20 protein-coding genes are annotated in these 20,864 nt (G+C 45.6%); 13 read left to right on the top strand and 7 right to left on the bottom strand.

What is annotated here, in order from left to right:
• The 3 genes from JEU20_RS13780 to JEU20_RS13770 form a co-directional block, all read left to right on the top strand.
• A partial coding sequence (locus tag JEU20_RS13780; protein ID WP_198246695.1) for a GGDEF domain-containing protein occupies positions 1-1,022 on the top strand: 1,022 nt, incomplete at its 5' end.
• 116 nt (positions 1,023-1,138) lie between these two features.
• Entirely contained in the window at positions 1,139-1,855 is a 717-nt protein-coding gene (locus JEU20_RS13775; RefSeq protein WP_245395267.1) for a sulfite exporter TauE/SafE family protein, read from the top strand.
• Positions 1,856-1,868: 13 nt separating this feature from the next.
• Positions 1,869-2,828 (top strand): sigma-54 interaction domain-containing protein, encoded by a 960-nt coding sequence (locus tag JEU20_RS13770; RefSeq protein ID WP_198246694.1) that lies wholly within the window; start codon positions 1,869-1,871, stop codon positions 2,826-2,828.
• A 59-nt stretch (positions 2,829-2,887) separates the two neighbouring features.
• Here JEU20_RS13770 and JEU20_RS13765 read toward each other — a convergent pair whose 3' ends face one another.
• The 3 genes from JEU20_RS13765 to nagZ are packed head-to-tail and all read right to left on the bottom strand — an operon-like array spanning position 2,888 to position 5,414.
• Positions 2,888-3,640, bottom strand: a complete 753-nt coding sequence (locus JEU20_RS13765; protein WP_245395266.1) for a PP2C family protein-serine/threonine phosphatase — start codon at positions 3,638-3,640, stop codon at positions 2,888-2,890.
• Positions 3,637-4,383, bottom strand: a complete 747-nt coding sequence (pdxJ, locus tag JEU20_RS13760) for a pyridoxine 5'-phosphate synthase (RefSeq protein ID WP_198246693.1) — start codon at positions 4,381-4,383, stop codon at positions 3,637-3,639. The genes JEU20_RS13765 and pdxJ overlap by 4 nt, the downstream gene beginning before the upstream one ends.
• A gap of 29 nt (positions 4,384-4,412) precedes the next feature.
• Positions 4,413-5,414 (bottom strand): beta-N-acetylhexosaminidase, encoded by a 1,002-nt coding sequence (nagZ, locus tag JEU20_RS13755; protein WP_245395265.1) that lies wholly within the window; start codon positions 5,412-5,414, stop codon positions 4,413-4,415.
• Positions 5,415-5,476: 62 nt separating this feature from the next.
• On the opposite strand from nagZ, the gene JEU20_RS13750 reads away from it, so the two are divergent.
• Positions 5,477-5,872, top strand: coding sequence for a flagellar basal body-associated FliL family protein (locus JEU20_RS13750; protein ID WP_245395264.1), 396 nt, complete (start codon positions 5,477-5,479; stop codon positions 5,870-5,872).
• On the opposite strand, the gene JEU20_RS13745 is transcribed toward JEU20_RS13750, so the two are convergent.
• Positions 5,861-6,280, bottom strand: a complete 420-nt coding sequence (locus JEU20_RS13745) for an HIT domain-containing protein (RefSeq protein ID WP_198246691.1) — start codon at positions 6,278-6,280, stop codon at positions 5,861-5,863. The genes JEU20_RS13750 and JEU20_RS13745 overlap by 12 nt on opposite strands.
• A gap of 282 nt (positions 6,281-6,562) precedes the next feature.
• On the opposite strand from JEU20_RS13745, the gene JEU20_RS13740 reads away from it, so the two are divergent.
• Positions 6,563-7,609: a hypothetical protein gene (locus JEU20_RS13740; protein ID WP_198246690.1), complete on the top strand. Its 1,047-nt coding sequence runs from the start codon at positions 6,563-6,565 to the stop codon at positions 7,607-7,609.
• Positions 7,610-7,660: 51 nt separating this feature from the next.
• Here JEU20_RS13740 and JEU20_RS13735 read toward each other — a convergent pair whose 3' ends face one another.
• The gene (locus tag JEU20_RS13735) at positions 7,661-7,867 is read right to left on the bottom strand and encodes a dodecin (protein WP_198246689.1); all 207 of its coding nucleotides are present in this window, start codon (positions 7,865-7,867) and stop codon (positions 7,661-7,663) included.
• Positions 7,868-8,244: 377 nt separating this feature from the next.
• On the opposite strand from JEU20_RS13735, the gene JEU20_RS13730 reads away from it, so the two are divergent.
• From JEU20_RS13730 to topA, 6 genes are all read left to right on the top strand, one after another.
• Positions 8,245-9,009: an oxygen-binding di-iron domain-containing protein gene (locus JEU20_RS13730; protein ID WP_198246688.1), complete on the top strand. Its 765-nt coding sequence runs from the start codon at positions 8,245-8,247 to the stop codon at positions 9,007-9,009.
• A 1-nt stretch (position 9,010) separates the two neighbouring features.
• Complete coding sequence (locus tag JEU20_RS13725) at positions 9,011-11,146, top strand: putative bifunctional diguanylate cyclase/phosphodiesterase (RefSeq protein ID WP_198246687.1); 2,136 nt, start codon at positions 9,011-9,013, stop codon at positions 11,144-11,146.
• Between the two features lie 131 nt (positions 11,147-11,277).
• Complete coding sequence (locus JEU20_RS13720; RefSeq protein ID WP_198246686.1) at positions 11,278-12,309, top strand: LysM peptidoglycan-binding domain-containing protein; 1,032 nt, start codon at positions 11,278-11,280, stop codon at positions 12,307-12,309.
• A 38-nt stretch (positions 12,310-12,347) separates the two neighbouring features.
• Positions 12,348-13,403: a DNA-processing protein DprA gene (dprA, locus tag JEU20_RS13715; RefSeq protein WP_198246685.1), complete on the top strand. Its 1,056-nt coding sequence runs from the start codon at positions 12,348-12,350 to the stop codon at positions 13,401-13,403.
• Positions 13,404-13,418: 15 nt separating this feature from the next.
• Positions 13,419-13,886, top strand: coding sequence for a Smg family protein (locus JEU20_RS13710; RefSeq protein WP_198246684.1), 468 nt, complete (start codon positions 13,419-13,421; stop codon positions 13,884-13,886).
• A 1-nt stretch (position 13,887) separates the two neighbouring features.
• On the top strand, positions 13,888-16,218 hold the full coding sequence (gene topA / locus JEU20_RS13705) for a type I DNA topoisomerase (RefSeq protein ID WP_198246683.1): 2,331 nt from the start codon (positions 13,888-13,890) through the stop codon (positions 16,216-16,218).
• 60 nt (positions 16,219-16,278) lie between these two features.
• On the opposite strand, the gene JEU20_RS13700 is transcribed toward topA, so the two are convergent.
• Complete coding sequence (locus JEU20_RS13700; RefSeq protein ID WP_198246682.1) at positions 16,279-16,956, bottom strand: 4'-phosphopantetheinyl transferase family protein; 678 nt, start codon at positions 16,954-16,956, stop codon at positions 16,279-16,281.
• Entirely contained in the window at positions 16,957-18,630 is a 1,674-nt protein-coding gene (ggt, locus tag JEU20_RS13695; RefSeq protein WP_198246681.1) for a gamma-glutamyltransferase, read from the bottom strand. It abuts the gene before it with no gap.
• A gap of 141 nt (positions 18,631-18,771) precedes the next feature.
• Between ggt and JEU20_RS13690 the strand changes: the two genes are divergently transcribed.
• Both JEU20_RS13690 and JEU20_RS13685 read left to right on the top strand, forming a co-directional pair.
• Positions 18,772-20,037, top strand: coding sequence for an MgtC/SapB family protein (locus JEU20_RS13690; protein ID WP_198246680.1), 1,266 nt, complete (start codon positions 18,772-18,774; stop codon positions 20,035-20,037).
• A gap of 405 nt (positions 20,038-20,442) precedes the next feature.
• Positions 20,443-20,864, top strand: a 422-nt coding sequence (locus tag JEU20_RS13685; protein WP_198246737.1) for an NAD(P)-dependent oxidoreductase, incomplete at its 3' end; no start/stop codon positions are given.

Raw genomic sequence — 20,864 nt, 5'->3', positions numbered from 1 at the left:
CTTTTTTACCGCAATACGAACAAGAGCCGGATTTCAGTACGCAAATTTTAAGGCAGTGTATTCCATTGATGGTCAAACATCAAATAACCCCGCACCCTATCAACTATGCCATCTGGTATGACTATTTCAGCAAGAATAATCCAGCTCTGAATCAAGCGCTTGACGAATTGCTCGACAACAACACGCCATTCGATGAAAAAATCAGCCTTGATTTATACTCCCGCTACATTTGTAATGCTTCGCTGGAAAAATTCAGCCAAATCAATAATGATTTATCGAGCTTAGTAAGCGGGACGCTCGATCAAGTCCAACACTCAAGCGATCAATTTTCTGAAACCGAAAACAGCTTGCTTTCCAACTCAAAAAAATTGGAAAACACGACAGAAATGCTTGATGCGCAATTTTTATTATCTGAAATTGTGCATCAAGCTAAGCAACTGTCAAAAGAAACGCGCAGTTTAAATGCGCGACTAGAGCAAGCTCAAAAAGATATGGCTCAGCTAAAATCTGAATTGGAAAATACGCGCAAAATAGCGGCAACCGATGGCTTGACCGGCTTATTGAACCGACGCGCATTTGATATGGAAATTAATACTCTACTTTCAACGCAAAGCACTACTCAGCATAGCCTGCTCATTCTGGATCTAGACCACTTCAAAAAAGTTAATGATACATTTGGTCATCTCGTGGGTGATAAGGTCATCCGCTTTACCGCAGACCTGATTAAGGAAAAAAAAGCCCCTCATCATCTAGCTGCCCGCTATGGTGGCGAGGAACTCGCCATCATCATGCCAGAAACGCCGATCGACAAGGCGACAGCTATCGCCGAAACGATTCGCTCCACCCTTGAAAAAAGCCGCTTAAAACAAAAAAACAGTAACCAAAGTATCGGTCGTATTACGGTGTCGATTGGCGCAACTAGCGTCCAGCCTGAAGATTCTGTCGAGACTGTCATTGCCCGAGCCGACAAAGCCTTGTATCAAGCCAAAGAATGTGGCCGAAACCGGGTTATATCTCTTTAAGGTGTTGAATTCGACTCACACATAAAATACGTCCCGATAAAATCATATGCTTTTTGCACAATTGATTTAGGATTCTGCAACTACTCAATACAAGCTGAATATGGTAATGTTGCGGCATGGACGAATCATTGACTTTTGCAACTTCCTATTTCTTCGCATTTACGATGGGATTATTCAGCAGCTTGCATTGCATTGGCATGTGCGGATCGATTATCGGCACATTGACCTTTAGCATCAGCCCAGAAATCCATAAAAACAAACGTAAATTATTCCCCTTCATTCTCAACTACAATCTTGGCCGCATCCTCAGCTATACCATTGCCGGTGCATTGGTCGGCCTCGCTCAATATGCCCTAACCTGGCCGCTAGGGCAAGCTGTAGGACACCGCATTTTACAAATTTTATCGTCTATCTTCATGATCAGCGCTGGTTTGTATATCGCCGGCTGGTTTCCTCGTTTCGCCTATATTGAAAAAGCCGGCAGCCGCCTGTGGAAGCTAATTGAACCTTTTGGACGCCGAATTATCCCGGTGAAAAACCGCTTTCAGGCATTCTTGTTTGGCATGGTCTGGGGCTGGCTACCCTGCGGCCTGGTTTACTCGTCGCTAGCCATCGCTGCAACCAGTGGTGACGTTCAACGCAGCAGCCTGACCATGCTTGCATTCGGAATTGGTACTTTACCCGCGGTCATGGGAGTCGGTATAATGACTGAAATTCTGAGCAAGCTATCCAGAATGCAGCGTTTTAAACAGGCTGTCGGCATTTTACTGATCGTCGTCGCTATTTTTGCTGCATTCCCTTGGCTTTATCCTTTAAGGCTACAACACATTTAATGCGGGGAATATTGTGACAACATTTAATTCAATTATCGGACAATCGCCGGCTTTTGAATCCCTGTTGCGCAGCGCACAGGTTATCGCCGCAACCGATGTCACTGTATTGATTAAAGGCGAAACCGGCACCGGCAAAGAAGTCATGGCAAACGCCATTCAACAGGGTAGCCCAAGAGCAAAAAAACCATTTATTACCTTAAACTGTGCGGCATTACCTGAAAACCTGGTTGAATCAGAGCTGTTTGGACATAAAAAAGGCGCGTTTACCGGCGCAATTAACAACAAAAAAGGATTGTTACAAGTCGCTAATGGCGGCACCCTGTTTCTGGATGAAATCAATTCTTTACCGTTAGCTATTCAAGCTAAATTATTACGTTTTCTAGAATCTGGCGAATGTCTGGCGATAGGCGAAACTAAGCCCTATAAATCCGATGTTCGCATTATTGCTGCAACGAATACCGATTTACTCACACAAATCGATGAAGGCAAATTCCGCCAGGATTTGTTTTTCCGCCTCAGCGTGGTACCGCTAGAAATCCCGCCGCTCAGACAACGTACGGAAGACATCGAAGCACTGTCTCAACATTTTTTCAAGGAATTTTCCGAACGCTATTCTGTCGCTAGATCACAGTTCAGCAAGCAAGCCATTAAAAAATTACGTCATTATGGCTGGCCTGGCAATATCCGTGAATTACGCAATTTATGTGAACGCCTGAGTATTCTCTTGCCAGGTACGACAATCGAAGCTGAGAATCTGCCTATCGAATTTATTGGCAAAGTTAGCAATGACAACGATATGGATACGTTTATCCTGCCAGAAAATGGCCTACAGCTAGAAACCCTAGAAGCCAGTATCATTCACCAGGCCCTAACCAGAACGAAAGGCAACCGCAGCAAATCTGCACGCTTGTTGGGTATTTCACGTGATACGTTGTTATACCGCATTCAAAAATACGGCCTATCGACCCATTAACCCGGGTTAAACTCTCATTTTCAATAACATGATGCGGATCATTCTAAACCGCATCATGTCTATATACTTGAAAATGCCCTAACCACCTGAACCGTCACGTTATCGCTACGACCCGCAGCGCGAAATACCGTCAATTTAACCAGTTTTTTCAAATAATCCTGCAACGACGGCGCAATCGACAACTGATGCAATTCTGATTCTTTAACATGCTCCCAAAAGCCATCGGAACACAACACAAAACACTCGCCTTCAACAATGGCCGGATACACATGAATATCCATGTTGTGCGCATTTAAAATACTGATGCTGCGCGTTAATTGATTTTGCTCCGGATGCTTAGCCATTTCTTCTTCTGTAATCTTACCCTCATCCAATAGCTTCTGAGTTAATGAATGGTCGCGTGTACGCCATAATAATTGCTGTTGATTCAATTTATAAATTCTAGAATCGCCACAATGAATGGTAATGGTCTGCTGTCTATCCAAATATAAAATGGCACAGGTGGTATGTGCTGAAACGGCATTATCATCCCCGGCAAACAACGTTTTCATTTCTGCGACAGCCGCATCCATCCATTGTGCCACAATAGCCCATGGATTACTCTGCTGGACCAATAATGGCTGAAAATGCGGTAACTGCATCAATACCCCCCGACAAAAATATTGCGATGCCTTTTCACCCGCATGATGCCCTCCTAAGCCATCAGCCACCATAAAAATGGCGAAATCATCACATACATAATTCGCCATACAGTCTTGGTTGACCTGTCGGTCGCCTATCGTCGTTAATTGATAATAATCCAGTTTTTTCAAATTTGCTGATACCGTGCTTGCTGCATTATCACTTTCAAATCCCTGACTGCCTGCTCCAAACCACAGAAAACAGCCCGAGCAATAATCGAATGCCCAATATTTAACTCAACAATCTCAGGAATACGGCAAATTGCGGCAACATTATGATAGTGTAGCCCATGCCCTGCATTCACCTGTAAGCCATGCGCTGCTGCATAATGCGCCGCCTGGCGAATTCGCTCCAGCTCCTGCTGTTGCTCAACTTTGGTTTTCGCATCTGCATAACGCCCCGTATGCAATTCAACCACCGGCGCATTACAGGCTAATGCCGCATCGATTTGTTCTATTTCCGGGTCAATAAATAAAGAAACCTCGATACCGGCATTTGACAAGGCCTGGCAGGATTGTTTTATACGCGCCAAATCACCCGCCACATCCATGCCACCTTCGGTGGTTAATTCTTGCCGTTTTTCCGGCACCAGGCAACAGGCAACAGGCTTTAATTTACAAGCTATACCGACCATTTCATCGGTTACAGCCATTTCCAGATTGAGTCGGGTATGTAACATGCTTTGCAGCAATTCGATATCCCGGTCCTGAATATGACGCCGATCTTCTCGCAAATGTGCAGTGATACCATCAGCACCCGCTTGCTCTGCCAGCAATGCTGCCTGTAGCGGCTCTGGATAGGCCGTACCCCGCGCTTGCCGCAGCGTTGCCACATGATCAATATTAACACCCAGTAAAATTTCTTTTTTATCCATTAGTTACCATCCGATTTACACTCACCCATTTAAGCCTGTATTTGTCGTGAAATCTCCTGCCATTGTGGCAACACTGCCAATTCCTGCCGCGAATATTTCGCATGCCCACGCATTTTTTCTAACCGACGCTGCCGATCTGGATTTTCCTGAACAGGCAAGTGCTCTAATACCTGTTCGGCAGCCTGCGGCTGATTACACACCAAAACCATATCGCAACCTGCCGCTAATGCTGCATCTGCCCGGTCTTTGAAATCGCCGACTAGACTGGCTCCTTCCATACTCAAGTCATCGCTGAAAATAACCCCATCAAAACCTAATTGTTGCCGCAATATCTGCTGCAGCCACAGCGTCGAAAAACCTGCCGGCAACGCATCTACTGCAGAATACACGACATGCGCCGGCATTACAGCCGCCATACCCTGTTTAATCAATGCTTTAAACGGCACTAAATCGTGTTGTTCAATCTCACTTAAATCACGCCGATCTTCAGGCAGCGTCAGATGTGAATCGGCGGCGACCGCGCCATGCCCTGGAAAATGCTTTCCTGTTGCCGCCATGCCAGCTGTCATCATGCCCTGCATAAATTTGCCTGCCAGTTCTGTAACCTGTCGACAATCCTCCGAAAAAGCCCTGTCCCCGATAATTTCGCTAACGCCGCTATCCACATCTAACACCGGTGCAAAACTGAAATCAATGCCCACAGCCAGCAATTCAGATGCCATGAGCCAGCCGGAAGCCTGCGTTAACTCTGGGTGATCCTGATAGAATCGTGCGGCAGGTAAACGGGTCAAACCCTGTTGAAAACGCTGAACCCGTCCGCCTTCCTGGTCAACCGCCAGTAAAATATCGCCACGGCGAGCGGCTCTTATTTGTCGAATCAATTCCTTAACTTGCTCGGGCGATTCATAATTGCGGGCAAACAAAATCACCGCACCGGTATTAGGGTGGGCCAACTTTTCTTTCTCTTCAGGCAATAAAAAAAAGCCTTCAAGATCCAGCATTACAGGACCAAAATCAATTTTTTTCGTCATCTGGCAAATGTTTCAGGATGGCATATACTTATCAGGAACCCATTATTATAAGAGGAAATGATGTGAAAGTTTTTGTTTTATTATTGAGTTTATTTATGTTTTCCGGACTGACCTATGCAGGCGACGATGCAGAAAGCAGCGAGCCTGAAATGATTTACCTGGAAATGAAACCCAAAATCACCGTCAATCTGGCCGAGCCTAAAAAATATATGGTCGTCAATGTCCAGCTATTAGTTGAAGGAGAGAAAGCTAAGGAAAAAGTTGAAAAACACATGCCAATGCTACGCCATACCTTAATCATGATGTACAGCGGCTTACCTTCGGCTGAAGTACAAACGATGGAACAGCGTGAAGCACTGCGCACTAAAACCAAAGAAGCCATCGAAAAAGCACTGGAAAAATATGCAAACAAAGATGGCTTCCGCGATGTTTACTTTACCGAATTTCTAGTCAACTAACAAAGCGGCCACAGCCTCCCTGACTTTTATAATTGCTTCATCTCTGGCGCTGTCACTATATGGGACAGCCGCCAGGCGCCCCCAAACCGGTGCCGGCCAGACGGGATCGGTTCGATAGCGCACAATATGATGAATATGCAGTTGCGGCACAACATTTCCGATTGCCGCAATATTCATTTTATCGGCCCGATAAATATCCGCCAATGCCTGAGCCAAAAAACAGGATTCTTCCTGTAAACAAACTCTTTCTTGGGCGGCTAACTGATAACTTTCAGTCACGCCATCCCGCTCTGGCACCAGAATAAACCACGGAAACTGACTGTCATTCATCATCAAGACTTGAGATAACGAAAATCGCCCGACGTAAAAACAATCGCGCTGTAACTGAGGATGAAGCTGAAATATCATAACTTGTATTCAAACCCTAAAAGAAGCCATAATTAACCTTATCGGCTTTGATATGTTTTTTGCAACTACTCACCCCTTCAGAAACACTGGCCGTAGGGTATTGATTTTTAAGGACGCGTAGATACATCCATGTAGCTCTGTGCAACATCCATGTTGCACAAGCCTGAAAAATCAATACCCTATGGCCACTAAATGATTACCGTGCGAGTAGTTACAAGTTTTTTTAAAACACATCAGTCTGACAACAATAACAACAAACTCAACTCGCAAAGTTTTCAATTTATGGCTGTTCGTAGTTCAACTTTTTCAGACAATACTCCCGATACGCCGCTCGCTGTCTCTTTTCGTATTCTGATGGGGCTGTATGCCATTATCCCGTTTTGCTTGCTGCTTTATTGGGCCGACCTGAATCTCTGGAATCACTATTTGCGTGATCACCTGCCCAGCAGTCCCAGTCATTTCCTGTTGTTTCAGATTTTATTTGGCACTCCGCATATCATTGCCAGCGCCCTCTTACTCATCAGCAACCGGGACTACTTACACCACTATCGTTCCAAAATTCTACTGATGACAGGCTTTATCATCTTATTTTTTGGCATTGGCAGTTTATTTATTCCCTACACAGTGCTGTATGTCATCAGCGCCTGCTGGACAGTTTTCCATGTGCTTAAACAGCAGCATGGTATCGGTAAAGGCGTCTGCCGCCTGCCACCACATGCTTTTTACCTTTTGCTAGGCTTAAGTGTTGCCGCCGGCATCGCAATTTACATGGGTATTTTCCTAAAAAACAGCCTGAGTCCACAACAATCCGCTCTAACCCAACAAATAGCGGCCATTCTTACGGTGGGGTTAATCGGTGCCAGCGTATTTTGCCAACGCTATATCCCGACCGCTTTCGGAAAAGCATTTATGTGGGCCAATAGCTTTTTAATTGTCAGCAGCTTTTATCTCTATTCCCAACAGTATTATTTTCTGGCCATCCTGATTCCGCGTTTAGTTCATGACGCCACGGCCTATATTTTTTATATCACCCACGACTACAATAAACATGCCAAACAGCCTAAGAATTGGCTTTATCAAGTCACATCCCGCATTCACATGCCGATTTTTATCGTGCTTCCCGTTTTATCATTCGGCTTGACATTTTTGTTACAAGCTTATGGCGATGATGCCATTAACCTGATCAGCCGTACCTTGTTCGGCACCGAAATACACAAAGCTATCAGCTTAGGGCTATTAGGCTATCTTGCGCTGATGCATTATTACACCGAGTCTTTTATCTGGACGGCAGACTCACCACTGCGCCGATACATCCGTTTTAAAAAATGAGCGGTACAGGTACGGCCGCTCACGTCAGACTTACGGGTAGTGTTTCACCACTTATTCGATAGTGAAACCCACTTTGACCGTCACTTGCCAATGCGCTACTTTACCATCTTCGATATGCCCTCGGGTTTCAACAACTTCAAACCATCGCATATGTTTAACCGTTTGAGCGGCCTTGTTGATGGCATTTTCAATCGCCTGCTGCATACCTTCAGCTGAAGACCCTGTAAGTTCAATTTTTTTATAAACATGCTCCGACATCGATTTTTCCTCTTGTAAAATACACTCAGCTTAGCCAACTCAAAATAAACTATTGATAAAAAACTATGGCACGACAACAAGGCTAAGTTGAGTTTTGTTGAAAAGATCCCAGGAAAGCGCTTTTGAGTTCCTGTTCCCCAGCAGCCTTATCTTACGCAGAATGTTACAGCGTCCACAAGAATAAAAACACACCATTAGCAAGCTGCCTCTCCTAATGAGCGCCATTTAGACCATTTCCCATCCAAAACTTACAAATTTGTAAGCATATCCTTTCATCATTATTTTATATGTAATCTCACTCGGCTCATTGCTTCAAATTTAAATGCTTTAAGAAGGCTGCTATAATCGTTTTCAATCTCCTTTCAAAAAATAAGGTTATGCATAACAACATCACTCTTTTTAATGCCGAATCCCACCGTTTTATTTTGCTCAATGAAAGTGATCCTAGCGATGAAGACGGCATTCCGTCCAACCAATATTTAATTTTACATAACGGCAAAGGAACATTGTTAGATCCAGGCGGATTTGGCGTAATGCCACAGGTTCTGAATGTTATGCTACAGTACATTCAGCCCCAGGATATTGAGGCCATCGTATTATCGCACCAGGATCCTGACATTGTGGGTGGCTTGAGCAGTTGGATGAAACTCACTTCGGCCAAGATTTATGTGTCTCGTATCTGGCGCCGGTTCCTGCCCCATTACGGCATCACCCACATGCAACGTTTTGTTGATATTCCTGATGACGGTTGCAACATAACCTTAAACTCAGGGCTAACACTCACTTTTGTCCCGGCTCATTTTTTGCACTCTCCTGGGCAAATCAATGTGTATGATCCATTATCAAAAATTTTATTTAGTGGTGATGTCGGCGCCTCCTTGGTTCCTTTAGATGAAAACGCCGACAACAGCGATGTCTTCGCCCACAATTTTTCAACACATCTTCAATTTACCGAAGGATTTCATAAACGCTATATGGCCAGTAATCGTGCCTTACGTCACTGGGTGCAACAGGTTCGAAAACTGGATGTTGATATTATCGCGCCCCAACACGGCCTATTGTATCGGGGACAGGTTAAGGATGAATTCTTAGATTGGTTATACGATCTCCCGTGTGGCAGTGATCTACTTGAGTTAGACTAAAATGAAACATACTCTGAAGACCAATTCACAACTTGATGCGTTTTATTCGCATATCATCAAAGCCGTCTCCCGTTTATTAGAATCCCATGTTCGCCTGCAACAATTTAACGAAGGTATTTTTCAACATACTGAAAATGAATTAGACAAACTGGCACAAATATCAACTTTAGAGCAGCCAGAAGCATTGGCGAAACGCTATCAAAATATCAAAACCAATTTAGGCTTACTGCGCAACTTGCAAGCTAAGGATGATCACACTAATTTCAAATATTTACAAAAACTACTTGTCGACACGCATGAATTAAGCGAACACTTATCCAATGCCATTATTGATAAGTCGTTATTAGAACGCCAAACCGGCGTGTTAAGAAATATTATTCTGTCTCATGAAAAAGTAGCCGAATGGAAAGAATTTGTCATGGACATTTTATGTGAATTTCACGAATTTTTTCCATTCAACTTTTTTTCCATCGCTTTTAACGATGAAAAAGGCCTGAGTATCTATATCTATTGTCTAGGGCAATATGACAAACAAACTCAAGAAAAAGCCAGTCAATATTTAGTCCGGGATTTAACCCAGCAATTAGGTCTGCCTGCAGATGCCGCTATTAGCCTGGAAACATTTTCCGTTCCTAACAGCAATCATGCCATCAAAGCTGAAAACTTAAAAATTCTGACCATGGATGTACCTTGCGATCAAGGCAACCTCGGCGGTATTCTGGGTTTAGGCTATGCCTCTGCCTATCCTTTAACACCGCAGGAACAAAGCATTATCCGCTCATTGCTTGCAGTTATGGTCATGGTGGTAGGCTCCAGCAAAGCGTTAAGTCGATCGTTAAAAAAACTGACCTACTATGCTGAACATGACCCCCTGACCGGTTTACATAATCGTCGTTATTTCGAACATCTGCTGAAATACGAAATTGAACGTTCGAGTCGTCACGGACACCAATTTACCCTGCTTTCGATTGATCTGGATAACTTTAAATCCATCAACGATATTTATGGCCACCTGGCCGGCGACCAAGTGCTCAGTGAAATAGCACAGGTCTTACGCCATAAAATTCGTAAGGGCGATATTATTTCCCGCATGGGTGGCGATGAATTTGTGATTCTTTTACCCGAAACCGACCTGGAAAGTGGCAACATCGTGGCCAATGCCTTCCGGCAATCGATTGCTGAACATGAATTCCATATTACTCAACATGAGGAACCTGTCAATTTAAGCATTTCAATCGGCCAGGCTAACTTCCCACTTGACGGACAGTCATTTCAAGAATTACTCAACAAAGCGGATATTGCCTTATACCAGGCCAAAACATCGGGCAGAAATTTCGTTTGTACTGCTGCACAGTCTAAAGTTTCTGTCGATGAATACAAAAACATGATCACCTTGTCGTCGCAATTACGAAAGGCACTGAAAGATCAACGTATCGTCCCTTATTTTCAACCTATTATCGATTGTAAAAACGATAAAATCTATGCCTACGAAGCCCTGGCACGGCTCCAAGCCGAAGACGGTCAAATCATTCCAGCCGGCTTATTCATCGAAGCGGCTGACCGCTACAACATCAATATTGATCTTGACCATATCATGCTGAAAAAAACCATAGAATTTATGGCACAGCATCAAGCTGATAACCATTCAATTCCCCGTGTTTTCGTCAATCTGACACCGCAGGAAATCCAAAGTCGCCAAATTCTAAATTTTGCCGAACAATTATGTCACGAAAACAATATACCTGCCGATCGACTCGTGTTTGAAATCACTGAACGGGAAGCTATTGGCGATATGATCAATATGCGTGAATTTTTAACCCTCATCCGAGCGAAAGGTTTTGCGTTTGCCTTAGACGATTTTGGCAGTGGCTATAATTCATTTCATTATTTAAGGGAACTGCATTTTGAATATGTCAAAATCGATGGCGCCTTCGTAGCCAATATTCTCAACTCAAAGATTGATTTAGTTTTAATCGAAAACCTCGTCCGAATCTGTCAACAGCTCGGCATGAAAACACTCGCTGAATTCGTCGAATCCGAAGAAATCATGAAACTCTTGAAACTGATGGGAGTTGACTTTGCTCAAGGCTTTCATCTTGGCATGCCGAAACAAAATTTTGTGACTGACGTAGACTAAATGACTTTACCCCCCATCCAATACACTGGTATTTCGAACAAATTCATCTACACTCTTTCAAAACAGAAGAAAATTTACTTTTTCATGAGTGTTTTCCTTTGACTCTTACATTACACGCTTCAGGATTCATTATGGCTTTGCGTAAAATTGCCGGACTCATCCTCGGTTTAACATTATCGGTGGCTGTTTGGGCAGACAGTCTGAAAATAAATCCTAACCATCCCGACCGCTATACTGTGGTTAAAGGCGACACATTATGGGATATTTCGGCCAAGTTTCTTAAAAACCCGTGGGAATGGCCTAAATTGTGGCAAAACAATCCCCAAATCAAAAATCCACATTTGATTTACCCCGGTGATACATTGTATTTCTCCATCGTCAACGGCCAACCACAACTAAGCCTGAAGCGCCCATCGGATAATGCTTTGCGTCCCCAAATCAGGCAATACCCACTGGAAAATGCGATTGAAATGATTCCGTCCGATGCGATTCGCCAGTTTTTGACTTCCCCTAAAGTCGTCACCAAGCATGAACTAGAAAAAGCGCCTTATGTCATCGACTTTGCCGGTGAACACCTTTTAGCCGGCGCCGGCGATCGTATTTATGTGCGCGCCATTACTCAGCCTGAGAGTCTAAGTTATATTATCTATCGCAAGGGAAAAGTGTATACCAGCCCAACAACCCATGAAACCCTTGGCTATGAGGCGCTCTATATCGCTGATGCGACACTAGAAAATACTGGCGACCCGGCAACTCTGTCAATTATCAAATCTGACAGCGAAATCCGCATGGGTGATAGGCTTATGGTTAGTGCTGCCAGCGACCTTGATTTAAACTATTTCCCTCACGCACCGAAAAAAACCATTCAAGGTTCTATCATCAGCGTGTTGAATGGCGTATCCCAAATTGGCCAACATAATATCGTCGTCATTGACAAAGGCCTTGCCGATGGCATCGAGACCGGCCATGTATTTGATATTTATCGAAAAGGACGTACTGTCATCGATCGTATCGGTAACCCGGACAAGGCTAGTAAGGTCAAACTGCCCGATGAAATTGCCGGTCAACTAATGGTATTTCGACCTTTTGAACGAGTTAGCTACGCATTAGTGATGGAAGCATCAGCCGCGATTCATGTTCTGGATAAAATTGAAACACCTTAATTCATTTGTCTGATTCATCCTTAAAATATTGGCTGGCCATGCTGCGAACCCCCGGCATGGGCAGCAAAACCATTAGCAAACTGCTGGAACAAACTGAACCTGAGGCGGTTTACAGCGCCTCGCAGGCACAGCTTAAAAAATGGGGGTTAAGCGATAAAATCATCGCCGCCATTAAAGCGTTGGACTGGACCCAAGTTGAAAAAGACCTGACCTGGGCCGATCACGACCGACACCATATCGTGCCGCTGACCAGCCCATTTTATCCTGAACAACTCAAACAAATCGACAGCCCCCCGCCCCTGTTATTTGTCCGCGGACACATCGATTTACTCATGCAACCGCAAATTGCCATAGTCGGCAGCCGCAATCCTTCACAACAAGGTCTGCAAACGGCTCGCGAATTTGCCAAAAACTTAGCGGCTTATGGCTTTGTCATTACCAGTGGGCTGGCATTAGGCATTGATGCGGCAGCGCACCAGGGTGCACTTGATGCAACAGGTCGTACGCTTGCTGTCGCCGGTACCGGACTCGACCGAGTTTATCCTGCCCGCCACAAACACCTGGCCACCCAGATTCTTGAACATGGTGCGCTTATTTCTGAATTTCCGCCCGGCACCAGCGCCAAGGCCAGCCATTTCCCACGGCGAAACCGCATCATCAGCGGCTTGTGCTTAGGGCTTTTGGTGGTGGAGGCTGCCAAACAAAGCGGATCTTTGATTACTGCCCGCCTCGCACTAGAACAAAACCGCGAAGTTTTCGCCATTCCCGGCTCAATTCATAATCCATTGGCCCGAGGATGTAATGCTTTGATCCGCGAAGGTGCCAAACTGGTCGAAACAACCGACGATATTTTTGAAGAATTAGGCGAATATAATCAACAACCTACACAAGACACCGACAAAAAAACAAAAACAGGACTTGACCCGGAGCAGGAAAATCTATTGAATTTAGTCCAATTCAGCCCCACAACTGTAGATTATCTGATTGAAAAAAGTGGTCTTTCCATTGAAATCATATCATCCATCTTACTGGTGCTGGAACTGCAAGGCTACATAGACTCACGGCCTGGCAGTTGCTATATTCGACTCAAATAACCCAATTCCCCCTCTATGAAAGAAGATATTTTTGATGTACTCATCTACCTGTTTGAAAACTATCTGGCCGATGAAATTAACATGCTGGCCGATGCCGACAGCGTACTGGACGAACTGAAACAAGCCGGTTTTAATTCAACCGAAATCAACAAGGCATTCGATTGGCTGGAATCACTGTCGGAAGAACCCGGCATTATTCCAACCCTGTCATCCGCTTTTCGTATTTTCAGTGATGAGGAACAAAAGGTGCTGGATATTGAATGTCGCAACCTGCTGTTATTTTTGGAACATAACCAAATTTTGACCGCCGACAGCCGCGAAATTGTCATTGACCGGGCTATGGCCTTAAAAGATGAAAATATCACCCTAGACAGGCTGAAATGGCTGGTTTTGATGATATTACTCAGTCAGCCAGGTGATGACAGCGCGTTCTCGCGCATGGAAGACATTGTTTACGACCTGACGCCCACCGCACTGCATTGATATGAGCAAAAATCTTGTTATCGTCGAATCACCGGCTAAATGTAAAACCATAGAAAAATACCTGGGCAAAGACTTCAAGGTATTGGCCTCTTATGGTCATGTTCGTGATTTGGTTCCTAAAGAAGGCGCGGTCGACCCTGAACACGATTTTGCCATGAAATATCAGGTTATCGAACGCAATCTCAGACATTTGCAAGAAATCAGCAAGGCGATTAAAAAAGCCGACAACCTGTATCTGGCAACGGACCCGGATCGCGAAGGAGAAGCCATTTCATGGCATGTCTATGAGTATTTAAAAGAAAAAAAACTGCTCAAAGACAAACCCGTACATCGCGTGGTCTTTCACGAAATCACCAAAAAAGCGGTTTCCGAAGCCATCGCCCACCCGACCGAGCTGTCCACCACCCTGATCAATGCCCAACAGGCGCGCCGGGCTCTGGATTATCTGGTCGGTTTCAACCTGTCGCCGTTACTGTGGAAGAAAATCCGCCGTGGCTTATCCGCCGGACGCGTGCAAAGCCCAGCATTACGCATGATTGTCGAACGCGAACTGGAAATCGAGGCATTTAAAAGTCGTGAATACTGGCGCCATACCGCCGAAGCCAGCACCGAAGGCAAACCGTTCAAAGCACGGCTGACCCATTTTAATGGTGAAAAGCTCGAACAGTTCAGCATCACCGATGAACAACGTGCCACCGAGGTACAAAAAGCCTTGTTAGAGGCTGCCGATGGCAAGTTAATGGTTGCTAAGCTGGAGAAAAAACAGCGCAAAAAAAATCCAGCGGCGCCTTTTATTACCTCGACCCTGCAACAGGAAGCCGCCCGCAAGCTTGGCTTTACCACTCGCAAGACCATGATGGTCGCTCAACAATTATATGAAGGTATTGATCTTGGCGGCGAAACCGTCGGCCTTATCACCTATATGCGTACCGATTCGGTCAACTTAGCCGATGAAGCCATCGCCAGCCTGCGGGATTTGATCACACAAAAATTTGGTGCCGAAAATGTGCCCAAACAACCGCGCTCGTATAAAACCAAGTCCAAAAATGCCCAGGAAGCGCACGAAGCGATTCGGCCAACGGATGCCTTCCGTCTGCCGGAAACTGTCAAGAATCGACTGACCCCCGATCAGTTCAAGCTGTATAACCTGATCTGGAAACGTACAGTCGCCTGTCAGATGATTCACGCTACCTTAAATCAGGTCGCAGTCGATCTGCATTGTGGCAGCGACAAAAATGTCTTTCGTGCCACCGGCTCCACCATCGCCAAACCCGGCTTCATGTCCGTCTATTTAGAAGGCCAGGATGATGGCAAGGAAAGCGATGACAAAGAAAGCTTTTTACCGCCGATGGAAGAAGGCCGGCCGGTTGATTTGCTGGATATCAAAGCCAGCCAGCATTTTACCGAGCCACCACCACGATACAGCGAGGCCAGCCTGGTAAAAGCCCTGGAAGAACACGGTATCGGCCGCCCTTCAACCTACGCCTCGATTATTTCCACACTGCAAAACCGCGATTATGTGACCTTAGAAAGTAAACGCTTTCACCCCACCGATGTCGGCCGTATCGTAAACAAGTTCTTAACCGAACATTTCACTAAATACGTCGATTATAATTTTACCGCTAACTTGGAAAATGACCTGGATGCGGTCGCACGTGGCGAGAAAGACTGGATTCCATTGATGGACGCATTCTGGAAACCTTTTATCAAACTCGTCCATGAAAAAGAAGAATCGGTACAACGTAAAGATGTTACTCAGGAAGCTATCGACGAAAAATGCCCGGAATGTGGCAATCCGCTATCCATTCGTTTAGGCCGGAATGGCCGCTTTATTGGCTGTACCAATTACCCAGAGTGTGCTTACACTCGCAACCTGAATGATGATGGCACACAATCGCAAGAACCCGAAGTCGTTGAAGGCCGAAACTGTCCTAAATGCAAATCGGCGCTGGTGATTAAAACCGGTCGTTATGGCAAATTTATCGGTTGCAGCAACTATCCTGCCTGTAAACACATCGAACCACTGGAAAAACCGCTGGATACCGGTGTCGAATGCCCTAAATGTAATCAGGGCACCATACTCAAACGTAAATCTCGATACGGTAAGATATTTTACTCCTGTTCGGAATATCCAAAATGCGACTACGCTTTGTGGAATGCCCCAATCAAGGAAAGCTGCCCAGAATGCGACTGGCCAATTTTAACCCTGAAAACAACCAAGCGCCGTGGCCCTGAAAAAGTTTGTCCACAAAAGGACTGTAAATACGCCACCCCGTATGAAGGCGACCCGGAAGATGTCAATGGCCCAACCGAGAGCAAACAACCGGCCTGAATAGACTGTATTTATTGATGACAGGGATGTCGCGACTTCAACATCTGAGCGGCTGCAAATTCACTCCGCACCTGCATTGCACACCCTGACCTGTAATGTTGGCACTGACGATGTTTCCAGACAAAGTGTCACCACCTGATTATCAGAAAGTGTCGGTGACAATAAGCGCCAATGTTCAGGCAAACCAAATTCTGCTGGAATATCTCTTAAACAAGGCTCTGGTAAAAAGCTGATTTGTACCTTTTCCAGCCCTAATGCAATGCCGCGTCCTACGGCCTTGACAAATGCCTCTTTCGCGGTCCAATACTGATAAAAATGGCGTTCTTTTTCCTGTTTTAAACCATTCCACGCCACCTGTTCGGCGACTGAAAAACAACGCCGAACTAACCCTGCCATACCTTTTCGGGGTCTTATCAATTCGAGGTCGACACCGACTCTGCTATGAGCTGCAAGCGCTAGCACCCAATACTTGTCACAATGTGATAAATTAAAAAATAGTTCTGGAAAATCCGGTAGCCAGGGTTTTCCGAGTTCGGTACGCTCAATAACCAGTTCTGCCGGCGTACAGCCTGTATAATCGGCTAATATTTGTCTGACCCGCGTGCGTATCTCCACAAATTGCTGGCGTGCCTCTGGCCTTCGAATCGACGCGGCCCTGCATTTTTCAGACTCACTCAATAGCCTATCATCGGCTCTACCTTGTAAATAACCGTGCCATAACATCACTGTATCGCTCATTTAGCGCACCCGTGCTAGACCTTCACCCCGCGGATCGCTTGCCGCAGTGAGTCGTCCTGTTTTAAGGTTCCACTGCACCGCCTGCATATTGCCGTAACGATAACCTTTTTCTTTAAGCCTATGCCCTAACGCTTTCAATCCGACTATTTCATCATCGGTCAAGCCGCCTTTTTCATATTGAATCTGATCCGGTATATATTGATGATGAAAACGCGGTACGTTAACCCAGCTATCCGGCCCATATCCGGCGGCAAAATCCAGTGTCGCCAGCAATACCATCGAAATAATCCGGCTGCCACCCGGCGTCCCTAACACCGCAACACGTGATTCATCTTGTAAAAATGTCGGTGTCATGCTCGACAACATGCGTTTGCCAGGCGCAATCGCATTCGCTGCCCCACCGATCAAGCCATAACCATTCTGCGTTCCAGGCCGGGCGACAAAGTCATCCATTTCATCATTCAGCAATACGCCGGTACCTTCGGCCATAAATGCGGCACCAAATGGAAAATTAACGCTTAAAGTGGCCGCGACCCGATTACCTTTATCATCAATAATGGAAAAATGCGTGGTATGCTTTCCGGCGTCCGCCTCAAACCCGGTTTCGCTTAGATAAGCACTGGGCAAAGCCCTGTCGAGTCGAATGTTTTGCCGGCGACCTGCAGCATAATCAGGGTTTAACAATCGCGCAACCGGCGCATCGACAAAATCGCTATCCCCCAAATATAAAGCACGATCATGATAGGCCCGGCGCATCGCTTCGGCTACAACATGTATGCGTGTCACAGCATCAAATTGCGCTAGTGGAAAAGCCGATAAAATATTCAAGGATTCAGTCAAAACAATGCCACCTGATGATGGCAAGGCCGCGCTGGTAATTTTAATGCCGCGATATTCACCTTGAATCGGCGCACGCTCTACGACTTGATACTGATCTAAATCTTGCTGTGTCCAGATACCGCCTCCACGTTTTACCGAAGCGAGTAATTTAGCCGCTACCTCACCTTGATAAAAACCAGCACGGCCTTTTTGAGCTAGCAATTCAAGCGTTCGGGCCAATTCTGGCTGATGTAACACATATCCTACGGCCGGAATTTTTCCGTGATCCAGCAAAACCCGTGCAGCAGTGGGATTTTTCTGTAAGGCGCGCAAACGAAAACGTAATAATTTTTGGTGGCGCGGGCCAATCTCAAAGCCTTGTCGGGCATATCGAATCGCCGGTTGCAAACATACCTCTAATGACAAGCGTCCGTAGCGCTCGGACAAATGCACGAGCGCTGCGGCCAGCCCTGGAATCCCGGCCGCCAATGCCCCATTTTTTGATGCCTGTGGATTAAAGTTCCCCTGTTCATCCAGAAACATATCTGTCCTAGCAGCCAGTGGTGCTTTTTCTCGGCCATCGAGCATAATGCTGTTGTTCTTTTCAGCATCATGCAGCAACCAGAAACCACCTCCACCAAGACCGGAACCGGCCGGCTCCACCACTGCTAGCGCAGCACTCACAGCAACCGCAGCATCGAATACATTACCACCTTGCTCAATCATCTCAAAACCGGCCTGTGTCGCCAAAGGATGCGCACTGGCAATCGCTACTCGTGCCTCAATCGGCCCTGCCTTGACCACAAGAACCAGTAGCAGCACGACCCAATAACTTGATACAGAATAAAAACGCATGTCGCTTCTCGATTAAAAATTCAAAGCAATACACTATAACCTGACAACAGCTTGAGTGCTAAGACTTGGAGTCCATAAAATGTTACATTGATTTTCTTTGGCATTAGTTTGCTGACAAACGCTTATGGAAGGTAAAAACTTATGATTGATTCTGTGCTGGATAAGTTACCCGTTTACCATTTATTTGTCGCTCTGGCGGTGGGTCTGCTGATAGGACTGGAGCGTGGCTGGCATGAACGTGAGGCAGTCGAGGGTGAACGCGTCGCCGGTATCCGAACCTATGGCTTGATAGGGTTACTAGGGGGGTGTTCGGCTATATTGGCACAGTTGAGTCAGGCTTGGCTATTGGGTTTATTTTTTGTCGGTTTATGTTTATTAATGATAACCGCTTATGTGGTGACGACTTTTGGTCATCATAAGGATATTGGCCTGACCAGTCTGGTAGCCGCTTTACTGACTTTTGTGTTTGGTGCGTTAGCAGGTTTTGGCGAAGTGTCGATTGCATCGGCTGCAGCTGTCGTGACGACATTATTATTAGGTTATAAGTCGTCTATTCATGGCTGGCTGAATAGAATCGACGAACAGGAATTACATGCCATCATGCAGCTCCTGTTGATTTCGGTGTTGATTTTGCCTTTATTGCCTAATAGAACCTACGATCCGTGGCAAGCGCTTAATCCATACGAAATCTGGTTGATGGTGGTGTTGATCGCAGCCGTTTCTTTTGTGGGGTATTTCGCCTTAAAAATCGGCGGGCCACGCCGAGGTGCGGTATTTACCGGCTTATTTTCAGGACTGGTGTCTTCGACCGCGTTGACTTTGAGTTTTTCGCGTATGGCACGACATAACCCGGCAATACAGAATGCATTGGCGGCGGGTATTTTAATCGCCTGTTCGGCGATGTTTCCACGCATGCTGCTGTTAGCCTCTATTATCAATGTTAAGTTATTACATCATTTATGGTTTCCGACATTCGTCATGACAATTTGTCTGCTGTTGCCGATAATCTTTTATTTACGCTCGACGCCGCATAAACCACAATCAGCTCATTCACCGATCTCAAACCCATTGGAACTGAAGCCCGCAATTATATTTGGCCTGTTTTTGGCCTTTATTATGTTGTTGAGTAAAATTCTAAAGGTCAGATTTGGTGATGCGGGTATTTTGATACTGTCAGCCATCTCCGGCATTATGGATGTCGATGCCATCAATCTGTCGTTATCGCGCATGAGTCTGGAAGATTTAAACGCTCAAGTCGCCGCAACCGGCATTACCTTAGCCGCAGTGGTGAATACGTTAATAAAAGGCAGCTTGGCCAGCATCATTGGCGGGACTTATATGGGCTTGCGAGTCGGTTTGCCGTTAGCGGTAAGTGCCTTGGCTGGAGTTGTGATTTTATTTATTTAACCCATTCATCAAACGGTATGTTTATACACAAATTCTGTGGATAACTTTGTTGATAAGATGTTTTTTTGCCCTTTGATGGCGCTATTTTTCTATACTTCTCTCAAATTGGTTATTTTTTATACACACTTATTCTTATAACGAAAAATCAATGACTTATATCGAATATTATGTTTTTTTACAGTGAAAATAATTATAAAATCCGGCTTGACATTGTATTTTTTTCGTTATGTGTATAAATCTTTCACTGTATTCTCTGAAAACACGCGGTGCAGCTTGCTACCGGGCTTCATCTTACCGTACCATATTTGTATCTGATGTTACGCGGACGGTTCATCCGCACACCGCGTAGGGGCAATGCATGAATTTCCTCTACTGACTTCGTCTTAACCCAGCAAAACATTCTTTATGACACATCGACAAAAAAAGATCGGCTTTATCGGCATTGGCTTAATGGGAAAACCCATGTGTTTACGCCTGTTGGCGGCAGGGTTTTCAGTAACCGTCTGGAACCGTTCGGCAGCTAAATTAAAACCGGTGCTTGATGCCGGCGCTACGGCGGCCACAAGCGTGGCAGATTTGGTCAGGCAGTCGGATGTGTTGTTGCTGTGTCTGGCCGATACGGCTGTGGTCGAAATGATCAGTCGTACACAAATTTTTCCACATGTAACAGCCAACACACTGATGATTGATTTATCCAGCATAGCCCCTGAAGCCACCCGGCAATTAGCCGATGAAGCGCAGCAGGTGGGTGCCCGTTGGGTGGATGCGCCGGTTTCAGGCGGTACCAAGGGTGCTGAAAGCGGAACGCTGGCGATTATGGCGGGTGG

It is taken from the genome of methane-oxidizing endosymbiont of Gigantopelta aegis (genome assembly GCF_016097405.1).
Taxonomy (GTDB): Bacteria; Pseudomonadota; Gammaproteobacteria; order Methylococcales; family Methylomonadaceae; genus Methylomarinum.
Note: the sequence above shows the minus strand (reverse complement) of the source record. Positions and strands in the feature narration are given on the sequence as shown.